Source organism: Rhodococcus sp. P4_F3_2, from assembly GCF_056401335.1.
Genome location: NZ_JBFUJN010000017.1, coordinates 165,321 through 182,531 on the forward strand (window position 1 = coordinate 165,321; position 17,211 = coordinate 182,531).

Genomic DNA, 17,211 nt, shown 5'->3' on the forward strand with positions numbered 1-17,211 from the left:
ATTCGGGCACTCCATCACAAGGCGTGAATGTGGACGCGGAGCTTCCGTTTGCGTCTACGCAACCTTCCCGGCGAGAGTCCGAAATGCGACGGGTGCACAATGAGTGAATGCCACGATCAAGCCCCATTTCCGCTTGGAAGTCCCTTCGCGAAGGCAACGAGCGATTTGTCAACGACGCGTCCATTCACCCCAGCCAGGGAATCGCCGATCGCGCGAAGCTGGTCGATGGGCAGCACCCCACCGCGGTGCTGTTCGGTTGCGGTGATTCGCGCGTAGCCGCCGAGATCATCTTCGATCAGGGCCTCGGCGACATGTTCGTCGTGCGTACGGCAGGTCACGTGCTCGACGATTCGGTGCTCGGTTCGATCGAGTACGCCGTTCACGTGCTCAACGTGCCGCTCATCGTCGTCCTCGGTCACGACGGTTGCGGTGCGGTGAAGGCAACGCTCGACGCCCTGGACAAGGGTGCGGTTCCCGACGGCTTCATTCGCAGCGTGGTCGAGCGCGTTGCTCCCTCCATCCTGATGGGTCGCAACGAAGGCTTGTCCACCGTCGACGAACTCGAAGGTCGACACGTAGTGGAGACCGGCTCGTTGATCATGCAGAGGTCGCGGATCATCGCAGACAAGGTGGACAACGGTGCGTGCGCGATCGTCGGCGTCACGTACACATTGTCCGACGGTCACATGCGAGTTCAGGGCGCGGTCGGCGACATCGGCGAGAGCGTCGAGACCGTCGAGGGTTAGATCTTCCGGGGCAGTGATACCCGGTAGCAGACAATGGGTACCGACACGCCGCCTCAGCTGACGGTTAGTGGACCCTGCGCCAACTACCGTTGAGTCCGTGTTGGAACCGAATGGACCACTGCCCCCCGAGATCTACTGGCGTCGCCGGGCGCTGGCCATTGGTGCCGCCGTCATTGCACTGGCGTTGATCATCTGGGCGGCGTCCGCCCTCTTCGGCGGTGGAAGCGATACTCCTGAGGCCAATTCGGCCGCTGCGAGTTCCTCGCTGACGACGGACGTCTCCTTCACCCCCAACCCTTCCGGCTCCAGCGCGCCGGACGGTAACGGTGGTTCGGGTGGCGGTGCTGCGGGTGGATCAGGTGGCTCGGGCACGCAGGCTTCGGGATCGTCGACGTCGGCATCGTCCTCGTCGACCACCGGCGCTCCGGTCCCGGCTGGTCAGTGCGCGGACTCGTCGCTGGCAGTCAAGGCGACCGCAGACAAGGCGACCTTCGCTCCTGGTGAAGAGCCGTCCTTCACGATCGTCATCACCAACATCGGTTCGGCACCCTGTGATCGAGATCTGGCGGGCGGCCTGCAGCAGGTGCTCGTCTACAGCATCGACGGCAAGACCCGTTTGTGGTCCAACGTCGACTGCTACCCGCAGCCCGCCGCTGACGTACGCAATCTCGCTCCCGGCGAGCAAGCTGCGTTCAAGGTCGCCTGGTCGGCCACGACGTCGACCCCCGAGTGCGCGACCGCGCAGAACCCCGAGCGCAATCCGGTGGGCGCAGGCGCGTACACGGTTGTCGGTCAGCTCGGTGCACTGCGAAGCTCTCCGGAGCCRTTCAACATCGCGTGAGAGCGGGCAAGCCCGAACAGGCCCGCTAGTTGAACGATCCGGTGATCGACGTCTCCGCGAGCCGGGAAAGTCCCTCACGGATGTGACGGGCCCACAGCCCGCCGATGCCCTCGACGGACTGCAGATCGGCAGCCGTAGCGGCCAGCAGCGACTGGAGAGTGCCGAAGGATCCGACCAACCGGTGGATCTGATGGAACTGCAATCGAGGTACACGCATCAATACGCGATATCCGCGAGGAGTCATCGGAGTGTCGAGGGCTTCGATCGTGCCCGGATAACCGAGAACACGCGCAAGAGTCGTGAGATCGAGTAGGTCGGCGTCGGTGACACGATCGAGTGCGACGAGGACGTTGTCCATCGCCGCGGTGCCGATGGGTTCGGGGCCGGCAAGATAATCCCGAACGATCAGTTGACGTGCAATGTCGTTGTCGCCGACCAGTTCTTCGAGCTGCAGTGCCAGCTGGCGACCGTCGGTGCCGAGCTCGAGGACATCCTGCTCGATTTCGATCGACACACGGCGAACCATTTCGAGTCGCTGTACGACGGTCAACGCGTCGCGCAGAGTCACGAAATCCTCGATCTCGACCACCGACAGTTGCCGTGTCACTTCGTCGAGTCGCGCTTTGTATCGTTCGAGCGTCGCGACGGCCTGGTTGGCGCGCGAAAGTATGGTGGCCGAGCCGTCGATGACGTGCCGGATACCACCGACGTACACACTGACGATCGACATCGACTGACTGACCGATACCACGGGATAGCCGGTTTGAATTGCCGTGCGCTCGGCGGCACGGTGCCTGGTGCCGGATTCGACGGTGGGAATCTTGTGATCGGGAACCAGCTGGACGTTGGCGCGCACGATGCGTGTGCCGTCCGTCGAGAGGACTACCGCGCCGTCCATCTTCGAGAGCTCGCGCAATCGGGTCGGTGCGAACTCCACGTCGAGGTTGAATCCGCCGTCACACAGCGCTTCCATCTCCTCGTCGTATCCGAGGACGATCAGCGCGCCGGTACGGCCGCGCAGAATTCGTTCGAGCCCGTCTCGCAAAGCGGTACCCGGCGCCAACCTGGCGATGGTCTCTCGCAATGCCGACGACGACTGTGTGTCCGCCATCGCACTGATCATTGAGAAACTCCCTGCTGAGGTCGATGTCACTTCGGTCGGGTCCGATGCCTGCGCCGGACTGATCCCCGTTTAGATTACCTATCCATGAGTAGTACCTGGACCCTGCCTGATGACCTGACTGTCCCGGAGCCGGTCGAATTCTTTCCGGCCGCCGGCGAGAAGTTGCCTCAGCACTGGTCGAAATGCTTCGGCTGCGGCGACGACCAGCCTGCGGGAATGGCGATGAGTTTCAGGGCTGGTGACGGGTTGGAAGTGACGGGCCGTCTGGAGGTCGCCAAGAAGTATCAGGGCGGTCCGGGGGTCATTCACGGCGGTATTTTGTCGACGGCTTTCGACGAGGCGCAAGGCATGGCATGCATGGCTCTCGGCTCGCCGGTGGTGACCGGGCACCTCGAGATCGACTTCGCCCGGCCCATCCCGTTGGGATCGGTGCTCGAATTTCGGGCTCGCATCGACGGCGTTGTGCGCCGCAAGGTCTACACCAGCGCGGAAGCGGTGATCGTCGAAGGTCCGACAGCGGATCCGGACACGGTGGTGGGAACTTCCCGCGGACTGTTCCTGACCATCACGTCGGAACACTTCGCCAAGACCAAGGAGTTCGTGGACGGCGAACCGACTTCCCCGTTCGGCACCTCGTCGGTCTGACGCGGTAGTCGGCCGCAGGCCGGTCACTTCACCGGAGTGAGCTTGGGGCGAGACGGGGCTTGTTTGCCGCCCATCAATCCGGCATAGGCGAGTGCCTCGGCCAGGTTCGCTACTTCGTTGACGCGCATACCGGGAATGTTCGGGCCGGAATCGACCGGCACGATGGCGCTGGTGAATCCCAATCTGGCAGCTTCGATCAGCCGTCGGTTCACGCCGGCAACTCGTCGAACCTCTCCGGCGAGTCCGACCTCGCCGAGGATGACGAGCCCCTTGGGGACAGGTTTGGCTTTCACAGCGGAAGCGACCGCTATCGCGAGAGCCAGATCGGCACCCGGCTCGGTCATCCGCATACCGCCGACGGTCGCCGCGTAGACGTCGGCCTTCGAGATCGACACCCCGACGCGGCGCTCCAACACGGCCAGAACCATGGCCACACGGGCGGTGTCGAGCCCACTGACGGCTCGACGAGGTGTCGGTAGAGGCGTGGCGGCGACGAGGGCCTGAACTTCACCGAGTAGCGGTCGCTTACCGTCCATCATCACGGTGACGGCCGTGCCTTCCACAGCTTCTTCGCGGTGATGCAGGAACAGGCCGGACGGATCGCTGATCTCGTTGATGCCCTGCTCGCTCAGCTCGAAGCATCCCACCTCGTCGGCCGCACCGAATCTGTTCTTGACGCCGCGGACCATGCGCAGCGTGGAGTGCTTGTCACCTTCGAAGTGCAGAACCACGTCTACGAGATGCTCGAGCGAGCGCGGTCCGGCGACGGCGCCGTCCTTGGTGACGTGGCCGATCAGAAGCACCGGGATTCCACTGGCCTTCGCCAGGGAGGTCAAGGCGCTGGTGACAGCCTTGACCTGAGTCACGCCGCCGACGACTCCGTCGACGTCGGCAGCAAGCATTGTCTGCACCGAGTCGACGATGACCAGGGTCGGCTTGACCTGCTCGATGTGGCCGAGGATGGTCGCGAGATCGGATTCGGCCGCCAGATACATCCGTTCGTGGACAGAGTTGGTGCGATCTGCCCGAAGTCGGACCTGACCGGCGGACTCCTCGCCGGTGACGTACAACGCTCGATCATCCGCGCTGCGCATCGCCCAGCGGTAGACGACCTCGAGAAGTAGCGTCGATTTTCCGACTCCGGGCTCGCCCGCGAGCAGCACCACCGAACCAGGTACGACGCCACCGCCGAGGACGCGGTCCAACTCGCCGATCCCGGTGGGCTTGGCCTGCGTCGAGGTGCTGTCGATCTGTGTCAGCGGCGTGGCCGGCGTCGTAGGGAGCACGGCGCTCGATCCCGCTTTGGCGAGTGATGCGCCGGCGCGACTGGCGACGGGTGCCACTACCGCGACCTCGGTCATCGAGCCCCACGAATCGCAGTCCGGACATCTACCGACCCACTTGGGCACTACCGACTGGCATTCGGAGCATCGGTAGTTCGATTTCACTTTGGCCACCGGGACAGAGTAGAGGCGGGGTCCGACATGGACCCCGCCTCTAGTGTGATTCTTAAGTTGTTCTGCGAAGCGCAGTGTGCGCCTTGGTGATTCGGGCTCAGTGCCCGGCTTCTGCAACGTCGGGCGACTTGTCCGACTCGTTGCGCTCGAGCTGCGGGCCTGCGTCGACCGGTACGTCGACGGTGACCGAGCCGGCCTTCTCGAACTTGAAGGTGATCGGGACGGTCAAGCCGGGGCGAACGCCTGCCTTGATGTCCTGCAGAACGACGAGAGTGAGCGCAGCGGGTGCGTCGTCGTTCTCTTCGTTGTTCTTGATCTGGGTCTCTGCCTCGGTCGCGGCACCTTCGCCTGCGGGCAACTGGCCGGCCTGCAGCGACGTCTGCGGCTTGATCGTCAAGCCACCTACCTCTTCACCCGCGATGACGCGTGCTGCGTAATCGGTGGTGATGCTGACGAGCTTGTCCGTGGTCTCGGCGCTGTCGTTCACGACGGTGAACGCGAGCACGGCGTTGCCGCCCGGCTCGATGCTGTATTCCTCGGACGAGGGGTAGGCGATGTGCACGTTGCGCAGTGCGATCTCACCGAGGTTGGCGCTGTTGCCGTTCACGGCGGCCTGCTGGACGGCGGTCTGGCTCACCTGTCCGGAACCGCAAGCGGACAGCGCGATGGCTGCGCCTGCAGCCAGTGCAATGGCGGTAGCGACTCGACGAGTCGGCTTACGGATAGCAGTCACGATTTGTCCTCCACGGCGTCAGGTTCGCACTCCACTAGGCAGAGTAGTAGATAAGGTCCCGCGGGCTGGCCGTCGGGTCGCCACAACGGTTGTCTGCGTGGGCTTTCAGTCGGTTATGCAGGGGTGCTCCAGACCAGTTGAATGCACGTACAACAAGCCCTGTCAACCCCTACGCTCGAGCAAGGATGCCCCTGACCTGCACAGTTGATGAGTGGTCGGTTCTTTCACGTGTTAAACTAGTGGAATCGAAAGGGGCACGGGACACATGATTTTCAAGGTCGGAGACACCGTCGTATACCCCCATCACGGTGCGGCGCTGATCGAAGCTATCGAAACCCGCACCATCAAGGGTGAGCAGAAGGAGTACCTGGTTCTGAAGGTCGCTCAAGGCGATCTCACAGTACGGGTTCCTGCAGACAACGCAGAGTACGTCGGAGTTCGTGACGTGGTCGGCCAAGAAGGCCTCGACAAGGTTTTCCAGGTTCTGCGAGCACCGCACACCGAGGAGCCCACCAACTGGTCTCGTCGATACAAGGCAAATCTCGAGAAGCTTGCCTCAGGTGACGTGAACAAGGTTGCGGAAGTTGTTCGTGACCTGTGGCGTCGTGAGCAGGACCGCGGGCTTTCCGCTGGTGAGAAGCGCATGCTCGCCAAGGCTCGTCAGATTCTCGTCGGAGAGCTCGCGCTCGCCGAGGGCACTGACACCGAGAAGGCAGAGACCATTCTCGACGAGGTCCTCGCGGCCGCGTCCTGACTGCAACACAACAAAGCTGACAGTGGCAGTAGTAGCCCTGGTACCTGCCGCAGGTCGGGGAGTGCGATTGGGCGAGAAATTGCCCAAGGCATTTGTCGAACTCGGTGGGTGCACCATGCTTGCACGCGCGGTCGATGGACTCCGGAAATCCGGAGCGATCGACCGCGTTGTTGTCATTGTGCCGCCTGAACTGGTCGAATCCGTCGTAGCCGACCTCGGTCGTGCATCGGACGTCGACGTCGTCGGTGGTGGTGCCGAAAGAACCGATTCGGTTCGAGCCGGTCTCAGTGCTGCCGGCGATGCAGATTTTGTACTCGTGCACGACGCCGCGCGGGCATTGACACCGCCGGCGTTGATCGCGCGCGTCGTCGACGCTCTCCGAGCCGGCAGCTCCGCTGTCATCCCGGTACTCCCGGTTACCGACACGATCAAGTCGGTCGACGTACTCGGCGCAGTCACCGGAACGCCTCTGCGTTCGGAGTTGCGTGCGGTTCAAACTCCTCAAGGCTTCTCCACCGACGTCCTGCGCAGTGCGTACGACGCCGGTGACGTCGCCGCGACCGACGACGCCGCTCTGGTGGAGCGTCTCGGTGTTTCGGTGCAGACGATTCCCGGCGACGCTCTCGCCTTCAAGATCACCACTCCGCTCGACCTCGTCCTTGCACGGGCGCTCCTGATCTCGGAGACAGAGTTGAGCGCGGACTCACAGGACGGAAAATAGATGCGCGTCGGTCTCGGCACGGATGTTCATCCCATCGAGGTCGGCCGACCTTGCTGGATGGCCGGGTTGCTGTTCGAGGAAGCAGACGGGTGCTCGGGGCATTCGGACGGCGACGTCGCCGTCCACGCGCTCTGTGACGCGTTGCTCTCCGCCGCAGGTCTTGGCGACCTCGGTTCGGTTTTCGGCACCGGCAGGCCCGAATGGGACGGCGTGAGCGGCGCTCGAATGCTTGCCGAGGTTCGTCGACTGCTCGAAGAGAACCAGTTCACCGTCGGCAACGCCGCGGTGCAGGTCATCGGCAACCGACCGAAGATCGGGCCGCGACGCGATGAGGCGCAGAAGGTGCTCTCGGACATTCTCGGCGCGCCTGTTTCGGTGTCCGCGACCACCACGGACGGGCTCGGCTTGACCGGTCGCGGCGAGGGGATCGCCGCCATGGCCACCGCGTTGGTCATGACAACCGAACACGACAGGTAAGATCGCTGGTCGTGACCCTGCGCCTATACGACACCGGTACGCGGGCCCTTCGGGATTTTGTTCCGTTGGCCCCCGGACATGCATCGGTGTACCTGTGTGGGGCGACAGTTCAGGGCGATCCTCACATCGGACACGTTCGTAGCGGCGTCGCTTTCGACGTGCTGCGACGCTGGCTGTTGGCGCACGGCAACGACGTTGCCTTCGTGCGCAACGTGACGGACATCGACGACAAGATTCTCAACAAGGCCGCCGGCGCCGGTCGACCTTGGTGGGAGTGGGCGGCGACGTTCGAGCGGTCGTTCACGTGGGCCTACGACCAACTGGGTGTGCTGCCGCCGTCCATCGAGCCGCGGGCCACCGGTCACGTGACGCAGATGGTCGAGATGATGGAACGCCTGATCGAAAACGGCCACGCGTACGCGGCGGGCGGCGACGTCTACTTCGACGTGCAGAGCTACCCCGAGTACGGCGCACTGTCCGGCCACAAACTCGACGACGTTCATCAGGGCGAGAGTGCGGCCGAGGGCAAGCGCGATCCTCGCGACTTCACCCTCTGGAAGGCCGTCAAGCCCGGTGAGCCCTCGTGGCCGACACCGTGGGGACCTGGCCGTCCGGGCTGGCACCTCGAGTGCTCGGCCATGGCGGAGTTCTACCTCGGGGCGGCATTCGACATCCATTGTGGTGGACGCGATCTCGTCTTCCCGCACCACGAGAACGAAATTGCGCAGGCCAAGTGCGCCGGCGACGATTTCGCTCAGTACTGGTTGCACAACGGCTGGGTCACGATGAGTGGCGAGAAGATGTCCAAGTCGTTGGGCAACGTTCTCTCGGTGCCGAACGTGCTCAAGAAGGTTCGTCCGCAAGAACTTCGGTACTACCTCGGTAGTGCGCACTACCGTTCCAATCTCGAGTACTCGGACGAGGCGTTGGACGAAAGCGCGAAGTCCTACCAGGGGCTCGAGTCGTTCGTCCTGCGCACACACAAGCGTGCGGGTGGCGTCGAACTCGGTACGTGGACCGAAGGTTTCGCGGCGGCTCTCGACAACGACTTGTCGGTGCCGATCGCGTTGGCCGAGATTCACGGCAAGGCGAGCGAGGGTAATTCCGCGCTCGCTGCCGGTGATCTCGACGCGGCTCGGGTGGCTGCCGGTCAGGTGCGGGCCATGCTCGCGATCCTGGGCGTCGACCCACTCGACGAGCATTGGACGCAGTCCGGTGGCGACACCGAGACGGCAATGGAAGCTTTGGACGTGTTGGTGCGGGCCGATCTCGATCGTCGGCAGCAGGCACGTACGGAAAAGAACTGGGCGGTGGCGGACGAGGTCCGCGATCGCCTCATCAAGGCGGGTATCGAAGTAACCGATACTCCCGACGGACCCGAATGGTCCCTTAAGGCAGGGCAGTAACAATGGCTGGAAACTCGAGCAGGCGCGGCGCAGTCCGTAAGGGCGGCACCAAGAAGGGCCAGGTTGCCGGTTCCGGTGGCCAGCACAAGCGTGGTCTCGCCGGCCGCGGTGCTACGCCTCCCGCCGAGGCACGCACCAAGCACCCAGCGGCAAAGCGTGCAGCGCGCGCCGCCCGGGCCGACGAGAAGCAGAACCAGGGCCGCGGTGGCCGTCCGGGTCCGGGCCGCAAGGTTCTCGACGGTCCCGAGACCGTGCTCGGTCGCAACCCGGTGGTGGAGTGCCTGCGCGCGGGTGTTCCGGCGACGGCGCTGTGGGTGGCTGTCGGTACCGAGAGCGACGACCGGTTGAAGGAATCCGTTCAGCGGGCTGCCGACGCCGGTATCTCCATCCTCGAGGTGCCGCGCTCGGATCTGGATCGCCTCAGCGCCAACGGTCTTCACCAGGGCATCGCTCTGCAGGTTCCGCCGTACCGCTACGCGCACCCGGACGATCTTCTGTCCGAGGCACGTAAGCACGCCGAGCCCCCTCTGCTCGTCGCGCTGGACAACATCACCGATCCCCGCAACCTGGGTGCCGTTGTGCGCTCGGTCGCAGCTTTCGGTGGACACGGCGTCGTGATTCCGGAGCGTCGTAGCGCGAGCGTGAGTGCTGTCGCTTGGCGTACCAGCGCCGGTGCTGCCGCTCGTCTGCCGATTGCTCGGGCAACCAACCTCACTCGCACGCTCAAGGACTGGGCGTCGAAGGGTGTTCAGGTCGTCGGTCTCGACGCCGAAGGTGACACCACTCTCGACGATTTCGACGGCAGCGGTCCCGTGGTGATCGTGGTCGGTTCCGAGGGCAAGGGCCTTTCGCGCCTCGTCCGCGAGAACTGCGACGCGATCCTGTCGATTCCGATGGCCGGTCCGGTCGAGTCGCTCAACGCCTCGGTTGCCGCCGGAGTCGTCCTGGCGGACATCGCCCGCAGGCGTCGTAGCAGCTGAGTTGTAACGGCTTTCAGGTGAGCCTGGCGGGGTTCTAGCTCCGTACAGACCAGGCTTCCCACAGTGCAGCGTAGGAACCGTCCGCGCCGATCAGTTCGTCATGTGTCCCGCTCTCGACCACGCGGCCACCGCTCATGACGAGTATGCGATCGGCGCGGACTGCTTGGCTCAGGCGGTGTGCGATCACCACGGCAGTCCTGCCGGTGACTGCGAGCTCGGCTGCCTGATCGAGTAGACCTGCTGCAGTGGTTCCGGCTTCGGCAGTCGCCTCGTCGAGGATGACGACGGGCGGATCGAGCAGAGCCAGCCGGACGAGGGCTATGTGCTGTGCCTGTGCCGCCGTCAACTGGTACCCGCCCGCCCCGACCCTGGTCTCGAGCCCGTCCGGAAGCTCATGGATCCATTGAGCTTTCATCGTTTCGACGGTTTCGGTGATCTTCGCATCGTCCGAATCTGGTGCGCACAACCGGAGATCGTCGGCGATCGTCCCGACGAACACGTGAACTTCCTGGCTGACCAGGACGATTTTGTGCCGAAGTTCGGCATCACTCAGGTCGTCAATCGGTGTGCCGTCGACGGTGATTCGCCCGTCCCCGACGGGAATGATGCCGGCAATCAGTTTGGCGAGTGTGGTCTTTCCGGCACCACTGCTGCCGACGACGGCGATTCGTTCCCCCGGTGCGATCGAGATCGAGATCGAATCGATCACCGGGGTGGAGTTGTCGTACGAGTAAGAAACCCGCTCCACGTCGACTCCGATGGGTGCGGACCGAGCCGAGGCAGGAATGCTCGCGGGACGCCCGGGCATCGCGGTGACACCGATCAGGCGAGCCAGGCTGGCACCCGCATCCTGCAATTCGTCGATGTTCGAGAGAAATACCGCGATGGGGCTGAACAGACTGTGGAAGTAGAGCGCAGCGGCGGTAGCGGCCCCGATGGACACCGATCCCGTGGTCACGAGCCAGTAGCCGACGCTCAGGACCGCGGCCAGTCCAAGCAGTTCGGCGCCGTTGAGTTGAGCGAAGAAGTTGGTGCGCAGTCGAACTGCCTGCATGTCGAAGCTGATGGCATGCTCGGAGGTCTCGGCGATTCGGCCGATGTGCTCGTCGGTTCGACGCAGGGCAGTGACAGTACCTGCACCACCCAGGGTTTCGATGAGCTGCTGTCCCCGCCTGGCCTGCGCAGCGCGAGAGCGTCGGTAGACGGGTCCGGAGCGTCGGAGGAAATGGCGAAGTGCGAAATAGTGAATTGGTGCAACGGCAACGATTGCCACGGTGAATCGCCAATCGATCACTCCCACACCGACAAGCGTCAGTGAAATCATGAACAGGGCGGACACCGTTGCGGGCAGCACCCGCGCGATAACGGTGTTGACCGCTTCGACGTCACCCGAGACCCGGGAAATCAGATCACCGGTTCCGGCATCCTCGACCAGTGACGACGGCTGCGCGAGCGTGGCGGCGAACACGTCCTCACGAAGATCGGCCAGCACGTTCTGCGCGACATTCGCGAGAAGCTGTGTGCTCCACCAGGTCAGCGCAACTCCTGCTGCCGCTGCACCGAGCATGAATGCGGTGATACGCAGAAGTGAGACAAACGGTTTGCCCTCCGTAACCGCATCGACCATGAGCCCGAGCAGCGCCGGGGTGGACAGGCCGCAGGCCGTAGCGGAGAGAAGTACGACGGTCGTGAGTGCGAGCGCTCGCCCCCGTGGCCGAAGCAGTGCGATCAATGCGCGGACCGTCTGTGTGGTCGACGCGATCGGCAAGGCAGATGTAGCCGGAACAGCAGATGCATCCGGAAGGGTGTCGGTCACAGTGAGTCTCCGTCCCGAGCGGCGTGATCGATCGTGACGACACGGTCACACGAATGGAGCAAGGTCGGACTCGAGGTGATCACCACAATGGCCTTGTCGGGAAAGTTTCTCAGTGAGTGTGCAATTCGATGTTCGGTGACAGAGTCCACGGAAGTGGTGGGTTCGTGGAGGACCAGGATCGGCTGGGGTTGATGCAAAGCGCGGGCGAGGAGAAGGCGTTGCCGCTGACCTCCGGAGAGTTTCTTTCCTTGCTCACCTACCTCGGAGAGGTGGCCGTCGGGCAGATGCGTCAACACGTCGTCGAGCGCAGATGACGTCATTGCCGACGAGTCGACGTTCGGTGCAGCCAGATTGTCGAAGACGGTGCCGGTGAACACGGTTCCTTCATGAGCGGAGACGAACACCTGATCGCGAACTCCGTCCGGACCGAGTTCGGTTGCATCGGTGCCGAATACGAAGTAGCAGTCGGGGTCCAGCGGAGTCTGAAAGGCGAGTTGGCGTTCCAGTCGGTGAGCGGAATCGTCCGCGCGCACGCCCACCACCTCGCCGCGGCGAGCTGAGACGACAGTTCCGTTGTCCGTCGAAATCAGCAGGGCGTCTTCACTTCTGACGGCGCTGATCGGGGCGGTGGAGGGCGGCGGTTCGATCAGGTGCGGCTCGGCCAGGAGTTCGGACAGTCTGCGTGCGGAGCCTCGCTTGGCAGCGAGTTCTGCACCGAAGAACCCCAGAGTTTCCATCGGACCGGCAATGACCCTGCTCAAGCCGACAACGGTGACGAAGTTGCCCACGGTGATCGTGCCTTGATGCGCCATCCACGCGGCTCCAAGTGCGACCGAAGCCAGCACCAACGCGGAGACTCCGGAATTGAGCGCGGTCAGACTGGACATTGCTCTGACCGTCCGGATCGCTGCTTTCATCGACGCCCGGCTCGCCTTGACGTATCGCGACAGGGCAGTGGGCTCAGCCCCGAAACCCTTCAGTACTCGCAGGCCCAGCGTGAAATCAGTTGCAAGCATGCCTGCCTCGGCTGCCTTCTTCTGCTCTGCATACACACGCTCGTCCAGCGGACCGCTGATCTTGTGGATGAATACGAGCTGCGCAGCAGTGATGAGTACGACGATCAGTGCGAGCGGCCACGAGACGAAGGCAAGCGAAATCACTGCCGCGGCGAGCCCCGCAAAAGCTGAGCCCTGTTCGGCGACAACCCAGGAGAAGCCCGATACGTGTGAGGCGTCCGAGGTGGAGATGGTGAGAACTTCACCCGTCGAGCGCTGAGCTTGCATGCCTCTGGCATCGAGTACCCGTCTGGCAGCGTTCAATCGTAGGTCGTGTTCGCCGTAGACGAAGACCTGCGTGTTCAGGCGAACCGCGATGCGCCACGACAGAGCAAGTCCCACGAACAGAGCACACAACACAGCAAGCCATACGAGAAGTGCTGTGCTGTCGGACTTTCCGATTGCACGGTCGACGACGGTACCGATCAGCACCGGAATGAGGGCTTGAGCTACCTGATACGACGCCTGGCCGGTGACGGCTGCAACCAGTCGCGGGCCGCGTCCGGAGGAGAACGATCCGACTCTGATCATCTCCATCGGACCGGAACGAGTTTCGGGCAGCGCTGACACTCGTGAAACTCCTCGCCCAGATCTGAACACTCGTTGTGCAGTTCTACGGTAGAGCCGGAGCGGGTGCGGAAAGTGCTCGCAGATGCCAAGGGCTACGCGGCAGCGGACAGATGGAGTATCGACACCCCATTACCGGGATCAGGTCTCGATATACCTGCCTGGTCGAAACAAGTACGTTTGCAAAGAGAGCTGACAGAAGATGAAAAGCACTACCCGAATAGTGGCTGCGTTGGCCACGATTGCCCTGCTCGCAGGCTGCCAGAGCAGCACCGAGTCAACAGCGTCGGAGGACACGACGCAGTTGGCCGAGGCCGGCGCTCTGCCGGTCACCGTAGATCACGCGTACGGCTCGACCACCATCGAGACCGAACCTCAGCGGATCGTGACCATCGGCTGGAACAGCCAGGATTCGGTCCTCGCACTGGGCAAGACGCCCGTCGCCATGGAGTCGTTCAGTGGGGCAGGCTTGGAGAACGGAATCCTGCCGTGGGACGAAGAAGTGTTGGGCGACGTCGAACCCACGTTGCTCGACAGCACTTCCGGTGTGCCGTTCGAGCAGATCCTGGCGTTGGAGCCGGACGTGATCATCGCGGTGGTCTCGGGAATCACCGAAGACGACTACGCACGTCTTTCTCAGATCGCACCCACGATTCCGTTCAAGGAGACCGCATGGGCGACTACGTGGCAGGAGCAGATGTCGACCATCGGTTCAGTACTCGGACAACCGAAGCGGGCGGCTGAGCTGATCGAGGAAACTGACGATTCCATAGCCGACCTGGCTGCGGGGTCCCCGAATCTGAACGGGAAAACCTTGACCTTCCTCTCGGGAAACATCGACGGCCTCACCAATTACTGCGCCGACGACGGCAGAGTCATCCTGATGTCCCAGCTCGGACTGAAGCAGTCGGCCGGAAGCGCAGAGCTGTGCGGCGACACCCAGGGGTCGGTGACTGCATCGCGCGAACAGTACAACGAACTGGACGCGGACGTGATCGTGCTCAACGACGCGAGTGGTCAGGGGCTCCCCGGATTGATGGGGGACAAGTTGTTTGCCGACCTGCCTGCAGTCAAGGACGGCAGGCTGATTCAGCAGCTCGGTCTGGCCCGAGTCATGGCACTGGCTTCGCCCACGTCGCTGAGCGTCAAATATGCCTTCGCCGAACTGGTCTCGAAGATGAACGGCTTCTGACCAGCTAGGCTGACAATTCGCACGCGTCCGAGTAATAGTTCTTCGGTGTTCGTCCGGTGACCTTGCGGAACACGCTGGTGAAGGCGCTGGGGGTTTCGTATCCGACGCGACGGCTAACCGTCGAAACAGGAACGCCCGCAGCGAGATAGGACATCGCGGCGCGGACGCGAACTTGAATCCTCCACTCGGTGAAGGACATCCCCGTTCCCTGAGAGAACACGCGGCTCAGGGTACGGGGGCTTCCTCCGACCACATAGGCCCAATCGGCAAGCCCGCGTTGATCGGCGGGGTCGGCGATCAAGCGGCGTGCAACGGCGAGGGCCCGGGGATCGGCGGGCATCGGCACTGCGACATCAGCCGCCTCGATGGGCGCGAGCGTGTCGAAGACCACGGATTCCGCCCGCAAGCGAGCCTCGGTAGGCATGTTTCGCTGGTGCAGATGGATGAGCATCGTCTTGACCACGTCGTCGATGCCGATGATCGCGGGCTTCGTCCACGGGTGGGGGAACGACTCGGGCCGGAAATAGGTGAAGCGAGCCTCGGTGGATGCGCCGAGCGTGATGCGCCGTGGAGTTCCAGCCGGAATCCACATGCCGACCGTCGGTGGGATCTGCCAACGAACGTCGTCGATGTACGCGCTCATCTCGCCGGAAGCGCCCCACAGGAGTTCGTGCTCGGGATGGCGGATCTCACGCCACACGCGCTTCTGATCGCGCCCGATGGTGGACGTCGTCATCGCGAAGGGGAGCGGAACGTACCGGCCTGCCGGCACAGCCCAGTACGGAAATCCTGTGGAACTCATCGGTGGATCATACCGCGAATGACTTAGGTAATGCTTTCCTATTTGGTTCTTTGATCCAGGGCACGAGGGAGTGCGGTCGCGACAAAAGACCGAGGGTGGCACCGAGTCCGAAAACTCGATGCCACCCTCGATCACATTCCCCGACGGAGTGTTTACAGGTGGAGCAGGTGAATCAGCTGCCGTTGGCCAGGACACCGCTGATGATGTCGGAGATGAAGCCGGCCGGGTTGTCGAGGATGGACGAGCCGGCCGAACCGGTTCCGCCCTCGCCGTCAGAAGAGCCGAAGCCCAGATCTGCAGAGCCTGATGCGGCAGCCTCACCGGGGTTCTTGGCGCGGATCTTGGCGTACACGCCGCTGATGTTCTGCTCGGTGTTGAACGTCGAGATGCCGATCGAACTCGACATTTCCTGGTACGAACCGATCGGTGCATCGTCGGCGACGAGGTACTGTGCCTCGATCGTCACGGTCTTGCTGCCGGTGGGCGAGATCAGCCAACCGGTGCTGGGCACATTCACGGTTCGGGCGGCAGTGTCAACCGAAGGCGTGACGGATTCGGTCTTCTGACCGCCGATCAAATGCCAAGCGTTGACCGTCGCCGTGCCCTGGATGTATTTGAACGTGGCGGGGTAGCGGTCGACGAACTGGTCGACGTAACGCTCGGGGTGGCCGGTCGTGGAGATGACCGTGCGCACGGTGACTTTGCCGCCGGGTGCAACTTCGCCGTCGCCGACGATGTTCTTGGTGATCCGGACGTTGGAGGAGTTGACCGTTGCCGAGGACGGGTGGGTGGCATCGGCGCTCGCGGTGCCTGCGGTCATTACGAGCCCGCTGGTTGCAAGTGCAGCGATTGCGATTCCGGTGAGTGTCTTGCGCATTGAGAAACGTGACATGAAATTCTCCGTTCGAGGGGTTCACGCTGACGGCGATGGGGATGACTCTTCAAAGGTTGCGCCGTGGTAACCATTGAAACCTATCGGACGCTTGCCTATGTGTCAGTTCGGCAGAATTTACGGAAAAGTCCGAATTGAGAGGACTTTTTCGACCTTGATTGCCTGTTGTTAACTGACTGGCGACCAATTCGGCGAAAAGCTGGGCGAATGTCCAGGTCGACTGTATCGTACTTCGAGAGTCGGGTTGCAACAAGTTCCAGTAATCAATGAATTCGGTTGTCCTGGAACCACACAGAGTGGAGATTGTTCGTGGCAAAGTTTGGATCCAGGAATCGTAGTCTGTCCACCGTTGGAGCTGGTTTGGGGGTGATTGCTCTTGCTGTGGGCGCAAGCGCGCTGGGTGCGGGAGTCGCGACTGCCGAGATAGCAACTTCTGGTGCCTACACATTTACTCGCACCGTGGACAATGCGTCCCCGAAGGTCGGTGACACGATCACCTACACGACAGTGTCGAAGAAGAGCGGAATCGACGGATATATCAGCAGGTTCACCGAGACGCATGCCGCATGCTTGACCTTTGTCCCGGGCTCGGCGAAGGTCACGAAGTTTCACGTTGGCGGGACGATGACCGAAACCACTGAAACGCCGGAACTGACAGCCACGACGCTCGAGGTGACCAGTGCCGGCTGGATCAACAACGGCAGCAAACCGGTGACCATGAAGACCAGTTACACGGTCACTGCTTCGTGTGCGCCGGGAACCGTGTACGGAAGTGGATTGGCGGTAGGTGCCACGGTGATGGGCAACGGATTCCAGTCGAGTGCGAATTTCGCCAACTTGGGCCCGTCCATCACTGTCCGCGCCGCGGATGTGGTCGATCCCGTTGACCCGGTTGATCCCGTTGATCCCGTTGATCCCGTTGATCCCGTTGATCCGGTTGATCCCACTGGCCCTGGAACCGGTGGCGGAACCGGATCGCTCGGCTCGTTGAGTGGTGCCCTCGG

At 62.9% G+C, this 17,211-nt stretch carries 17 protein-coding genes; 10 read left to right on the forward strand and 7 right to left on the reverse strand.

The window, feature by feature from the left end; translation table 11 throughout:
- Positions 1-107: 107 nt before the first annotated feature.
- Both AC1DWA_RS19180 and AC1DWA_RS19185 read left to right on the forward strand, forming a co-directional pair.
- Positions 108-746 carry a carbonic anhydrase gene (locus tag AC1DWA_RS19180; protein WP_019746832.1) on the forward strand — a complete coding sequence of 213 codons (639 nt, stop codon included), beginning with the start codon at positions 108-110 and terminating at the stop codon, positions 744-746.
- Positions 747-843: 97 nt separating this feature from the next.
- Positions 844-1,587 (forward strand): DUF4232 domain-containing protein, encoded by a 744-nt coding sequence (locus AC1DWA_RS19185; RefSeq protein ID WP_317558017.1) that lies wholly within the window; start codon positions 844-846, stop codon positions 1,585-1,587.
- Positions 1,588-1,612: 25 nt separating this feature from the next.
- On the opposite strand, the gene disA is transcribed toward AC1DWA_RS19185, so the two are convergent.
- Positions 1,613-2,698, reverse strand: coding sequence for a DNA integrity scanning diadenylate cyclase DisA (disA, locus tag AC1DWA_RS19190; protein ID WP_024487741.1), 1,086 nt, complete (start codon positions 2,696-2,698; stop codon positions 1,613-1,615).
- A 96-nt stretch (positions 2,699-2,794) separates the two neighbouring features.
- Between disA and AC1DWA_RS19195 the strand changes: the two genes are divergently transcribed.
- Positions 2,795-3,355: a PaaI family thioesterase gene (locus tag AC1DWA_RS19195; RefSeq protein ID WP_019746834.1), complete on the forward strand. Its 561-nt coding sequence runs from the start codon at positions 2,795-2,797 to the stop codon at positions 3,353-3,355.
- Positions 3,356-3,378: 23 nt separating this feature from the next.
- Here the strand turns inward: AC1DWA_RS19195 and radA are convergent, their stop codons facing one another.
- Together radA and AC1DWA_RS19205 are read right to left on the reverse strand one after the other, a co-directional pair.
- Positions 3,379-4,812, reverse strand: coding sequence for a DNA repair protein RadA (radA, locus tag AC1DWA_RS19200; RefSeq protein ID WP_003945739.1), 1,434 nt, complete (start codon positions 4,810-4,812; stop codon positions 3,379-3,381).
- 97 nt (positions 4,813-4,909) lie between these two features.
- On the reverse strand, positions 4,910-5,545 hold the full coding sequence (locus AC1DWA_RS19205) for a copper chaperone PCu(A)C domain-containing protein (protein ID WP_021342814.1): 636 nt from the start codon (positions 5,543-5,545) through the stop codon (positions 4,910-4,912).
- 265 nt (positions 5,546-5,810) lie between these two features.
- Here AC1DWA_RS19205 and carD point away from each other — a divergent pair, with 265 nt between their 5' ends.
- From carD to rlmB, 5 genes are read left to right on the forward strand one after another with little or no spacing between them, the layout of a single operon-like run.
- Positions 5,811-6,299 (forward strand): RNA polymerase-binding transcription factor CarD, encoded by a 489-nt coding sequence (carD, locus tag AC1DWA_RS19210; protein WP_003945666.1) that lies wholly within the window; start codon positions 5,811-5,813, stop codon positions 6,297-6,299.
- Positions 6,300-6,321: 22 nt separating this feature from the next.
- Positions 6,322-7,020: a 2-C-methyl-D-erythritol 4-phosphate cytidylyltransferase gene (gene ispD / locus AC1DWA_RS19215; protein WP_019746836.1), complete on the forward strand. Its 699-nt coding sequence runs from the start codon at positions 6,322-6,324 to the stop codon at positions 7,018-7,020.
- Positions 7,021-7,497: a 2-C-methyl-D-erythritol 2,4-cyclodiphosphate synthase gene (ispF, locus tag AC1DWA_RS19220; protein ID WP_020968387.1), complete on the forward strand. Its 477-nt coding sequence runs from the start codon at positions 7,021-7,023 to the stop codon at positions 7,495-7,497.
- A gap of 11 nt (positions 7,498-7,508) precedes the next feature.
- On the forward strand, positions 7,509-8,903 hold the full coding sequence (cysS, locus tag AC1DWA_RS19225; protein WP_003945830.1) for a cysteine--tRNA ligase: 1,395 nt from the start codon (positions 7,509-7,511) through the stop codon (positions 8,901-8,903).
- 2 nt (positions 8,904-8,905) lie between these two features.
- Complete coding sequence (rlmB, locus tag AC1DWA_RS19230) at positions 8,906-9,883, forward strand: 23S rRNA (guanosine(2251)-2'-O)-methyltransferase RlmB (RefSeq protein WP_020906105.1); 978 nt, start codon at positions 8,906-8,908, stop codon at positions 9,881-9,883.
- Between the two features lie 34 nt (positions 9,884-9,917).
- On the opposite strand, the gene AC1DWA_RS19235 is transcribed toward rlmB, so the two are convergent.
- Positions 9,918-11,699, reverse strand: coding sequence for an ABC transporter ATP-binding protein (locus tag AC1DWA_RS19235; RefSeq protein WP_477846410.1), 1,782 nt, complete (start codon positions 11,697-11,699; stop codon positions 9,918-9,920).
- A complete protein-coding gene (locus tag AC1DWA_RS19240; protein WP_477846409.1) occupies positions 11,696-13,324 on the reverse strand; it encodes an ABC transporter transmembrane domain-containing protein in 1,629 nt (542 codons plus the stop codon). Before AC1DWA_RS19240 ends, AC1DWA_RS19235 begins: the two co-directional genes overlap by 4 nt.
- 199 nt (positions 13,325-13,523) lie before the next feature.
- Between AC1DWA_RS19240 and AC1DWA_RS19245 the strand changes: the two genes are divergently transcribed.
- The gene (locus AC1DWA_RS19245; RefSeq protein WP_336505114.1) at positions 13,524-14,513 is read left to right on the forward strand and encodes an iron-siderophore ABC transporter substrate-binding protein; all 990 of its coding nucleotides are present in this window, start codon (positions 13,524-13,526) and stop codon (positions 14,511-14,513) included.
- A 4-nt stretch (positions 14,514-14,517) separates the two neighbouring features.
- Here AC1DWA_RS19245 and AC1DWA_RS19250 read toward each other — a convergent pair whose 3' ends face one another.
- Both AC1DWA_RS19250 and AC1DWA_RS19255 read right to left on the reverse strand, forming a co-directional pair.
- Positions 14,518-15,315, reverse strand: coding sequence for a helix-turn-helix domain-containing protein (locus tag AC1DWA_RS19250; protein WP_020968391.1), 798 nt, complete (start codon positions 15,313-15,315; stop codon positions 14,518-14,520).
- A gap of 172 nt (positions 15,316-15,487) precedes the next feature.
- On the reverse strand, positions 15,488-16,207 hold the full coding sequence (locus tag AC1DWA_RS19255; RefSeq protein WP_020968392.1) for a hypothetical protein: 720 nt from the start codon (positions 16,205-16,207) through the stop codon (positions 15,488-15,490).
- Positions 16,208-16,516: 309 nt separating this feature from the next.
- On the opposite strand from AC1DWA_RS19255, the gene AC1DWA_RS19260 reads away from it, so the two are divergent.
- Positions 16,517-17,211, forward strand: a 695-nt coding sequence (locus AC1DWA_RS19260) for a hypothetical protein (protein ID WP_477916918.1), incomplete at its 3' end; no start/stop codon positions are given.

Coding starts and splice junctions, on each gene's coding strand:
- AC1DWA_RS19250 (WP_020968391.1), bottom strand. CDS start 15,315: ATGAGTTCCACAGGATTTCCGTACTGGGCTGTGCCGGCAGGCCGGTAC.
- carD (WP_003945666.1), top strand. CDS start 5,811: ATGATTTTCAAGGTCGGAGACACCGTCGTATACCCCCATCACGGTGCG.
- ispF (WP_020968387.1), top strand. CDS start 7,021: ATGCGCGTCGGTCTCGGCACGGATGTTCATCCCATCGAGGTCGGCCGA.
- AC1DWA_RS19245 (WP_336505114.1), top strand. CDS start 13,524: ATGAAAAGCACTACCCGAATAGTGGCTGCGTTGGCCACGATTGCCCTG.
- disA (WP_024487741.1), bottom strand. CDS start 2,698: ATGGCGGACACACAGTCGTCGTCGGCATTGCGAGAGACCATCGCCAGG.
- AC1DWA_RS19255 (WP_020968392.1), bottom strand. CDS start 16,207: ATGTCACGTTTCTCAATGCGCAAGACACTCACCGGAATCGCAATCGCT.
- AC1DWA_RS19180 (WP_019746832.1), top strand. CDS start 108: ATGCCACGATCAAGCCCCATTTCCGCTTGGAAGTCCCTTCGCGAAGGC.
- rlmB (WP_020906105.1), top strand. CDS start 8,906: ATGGCTGGAAACTCGAGCAGGCGCGGCGCAGTCCGTAAGGGCGGCACC.
- AC1DWA_RS19195 (WP_019746834.1), top strand. CDS start 2,795: ATGAGTAGTACCTGGACCCTGCCTGATGACCTGACTGTCCCGGAGCCG.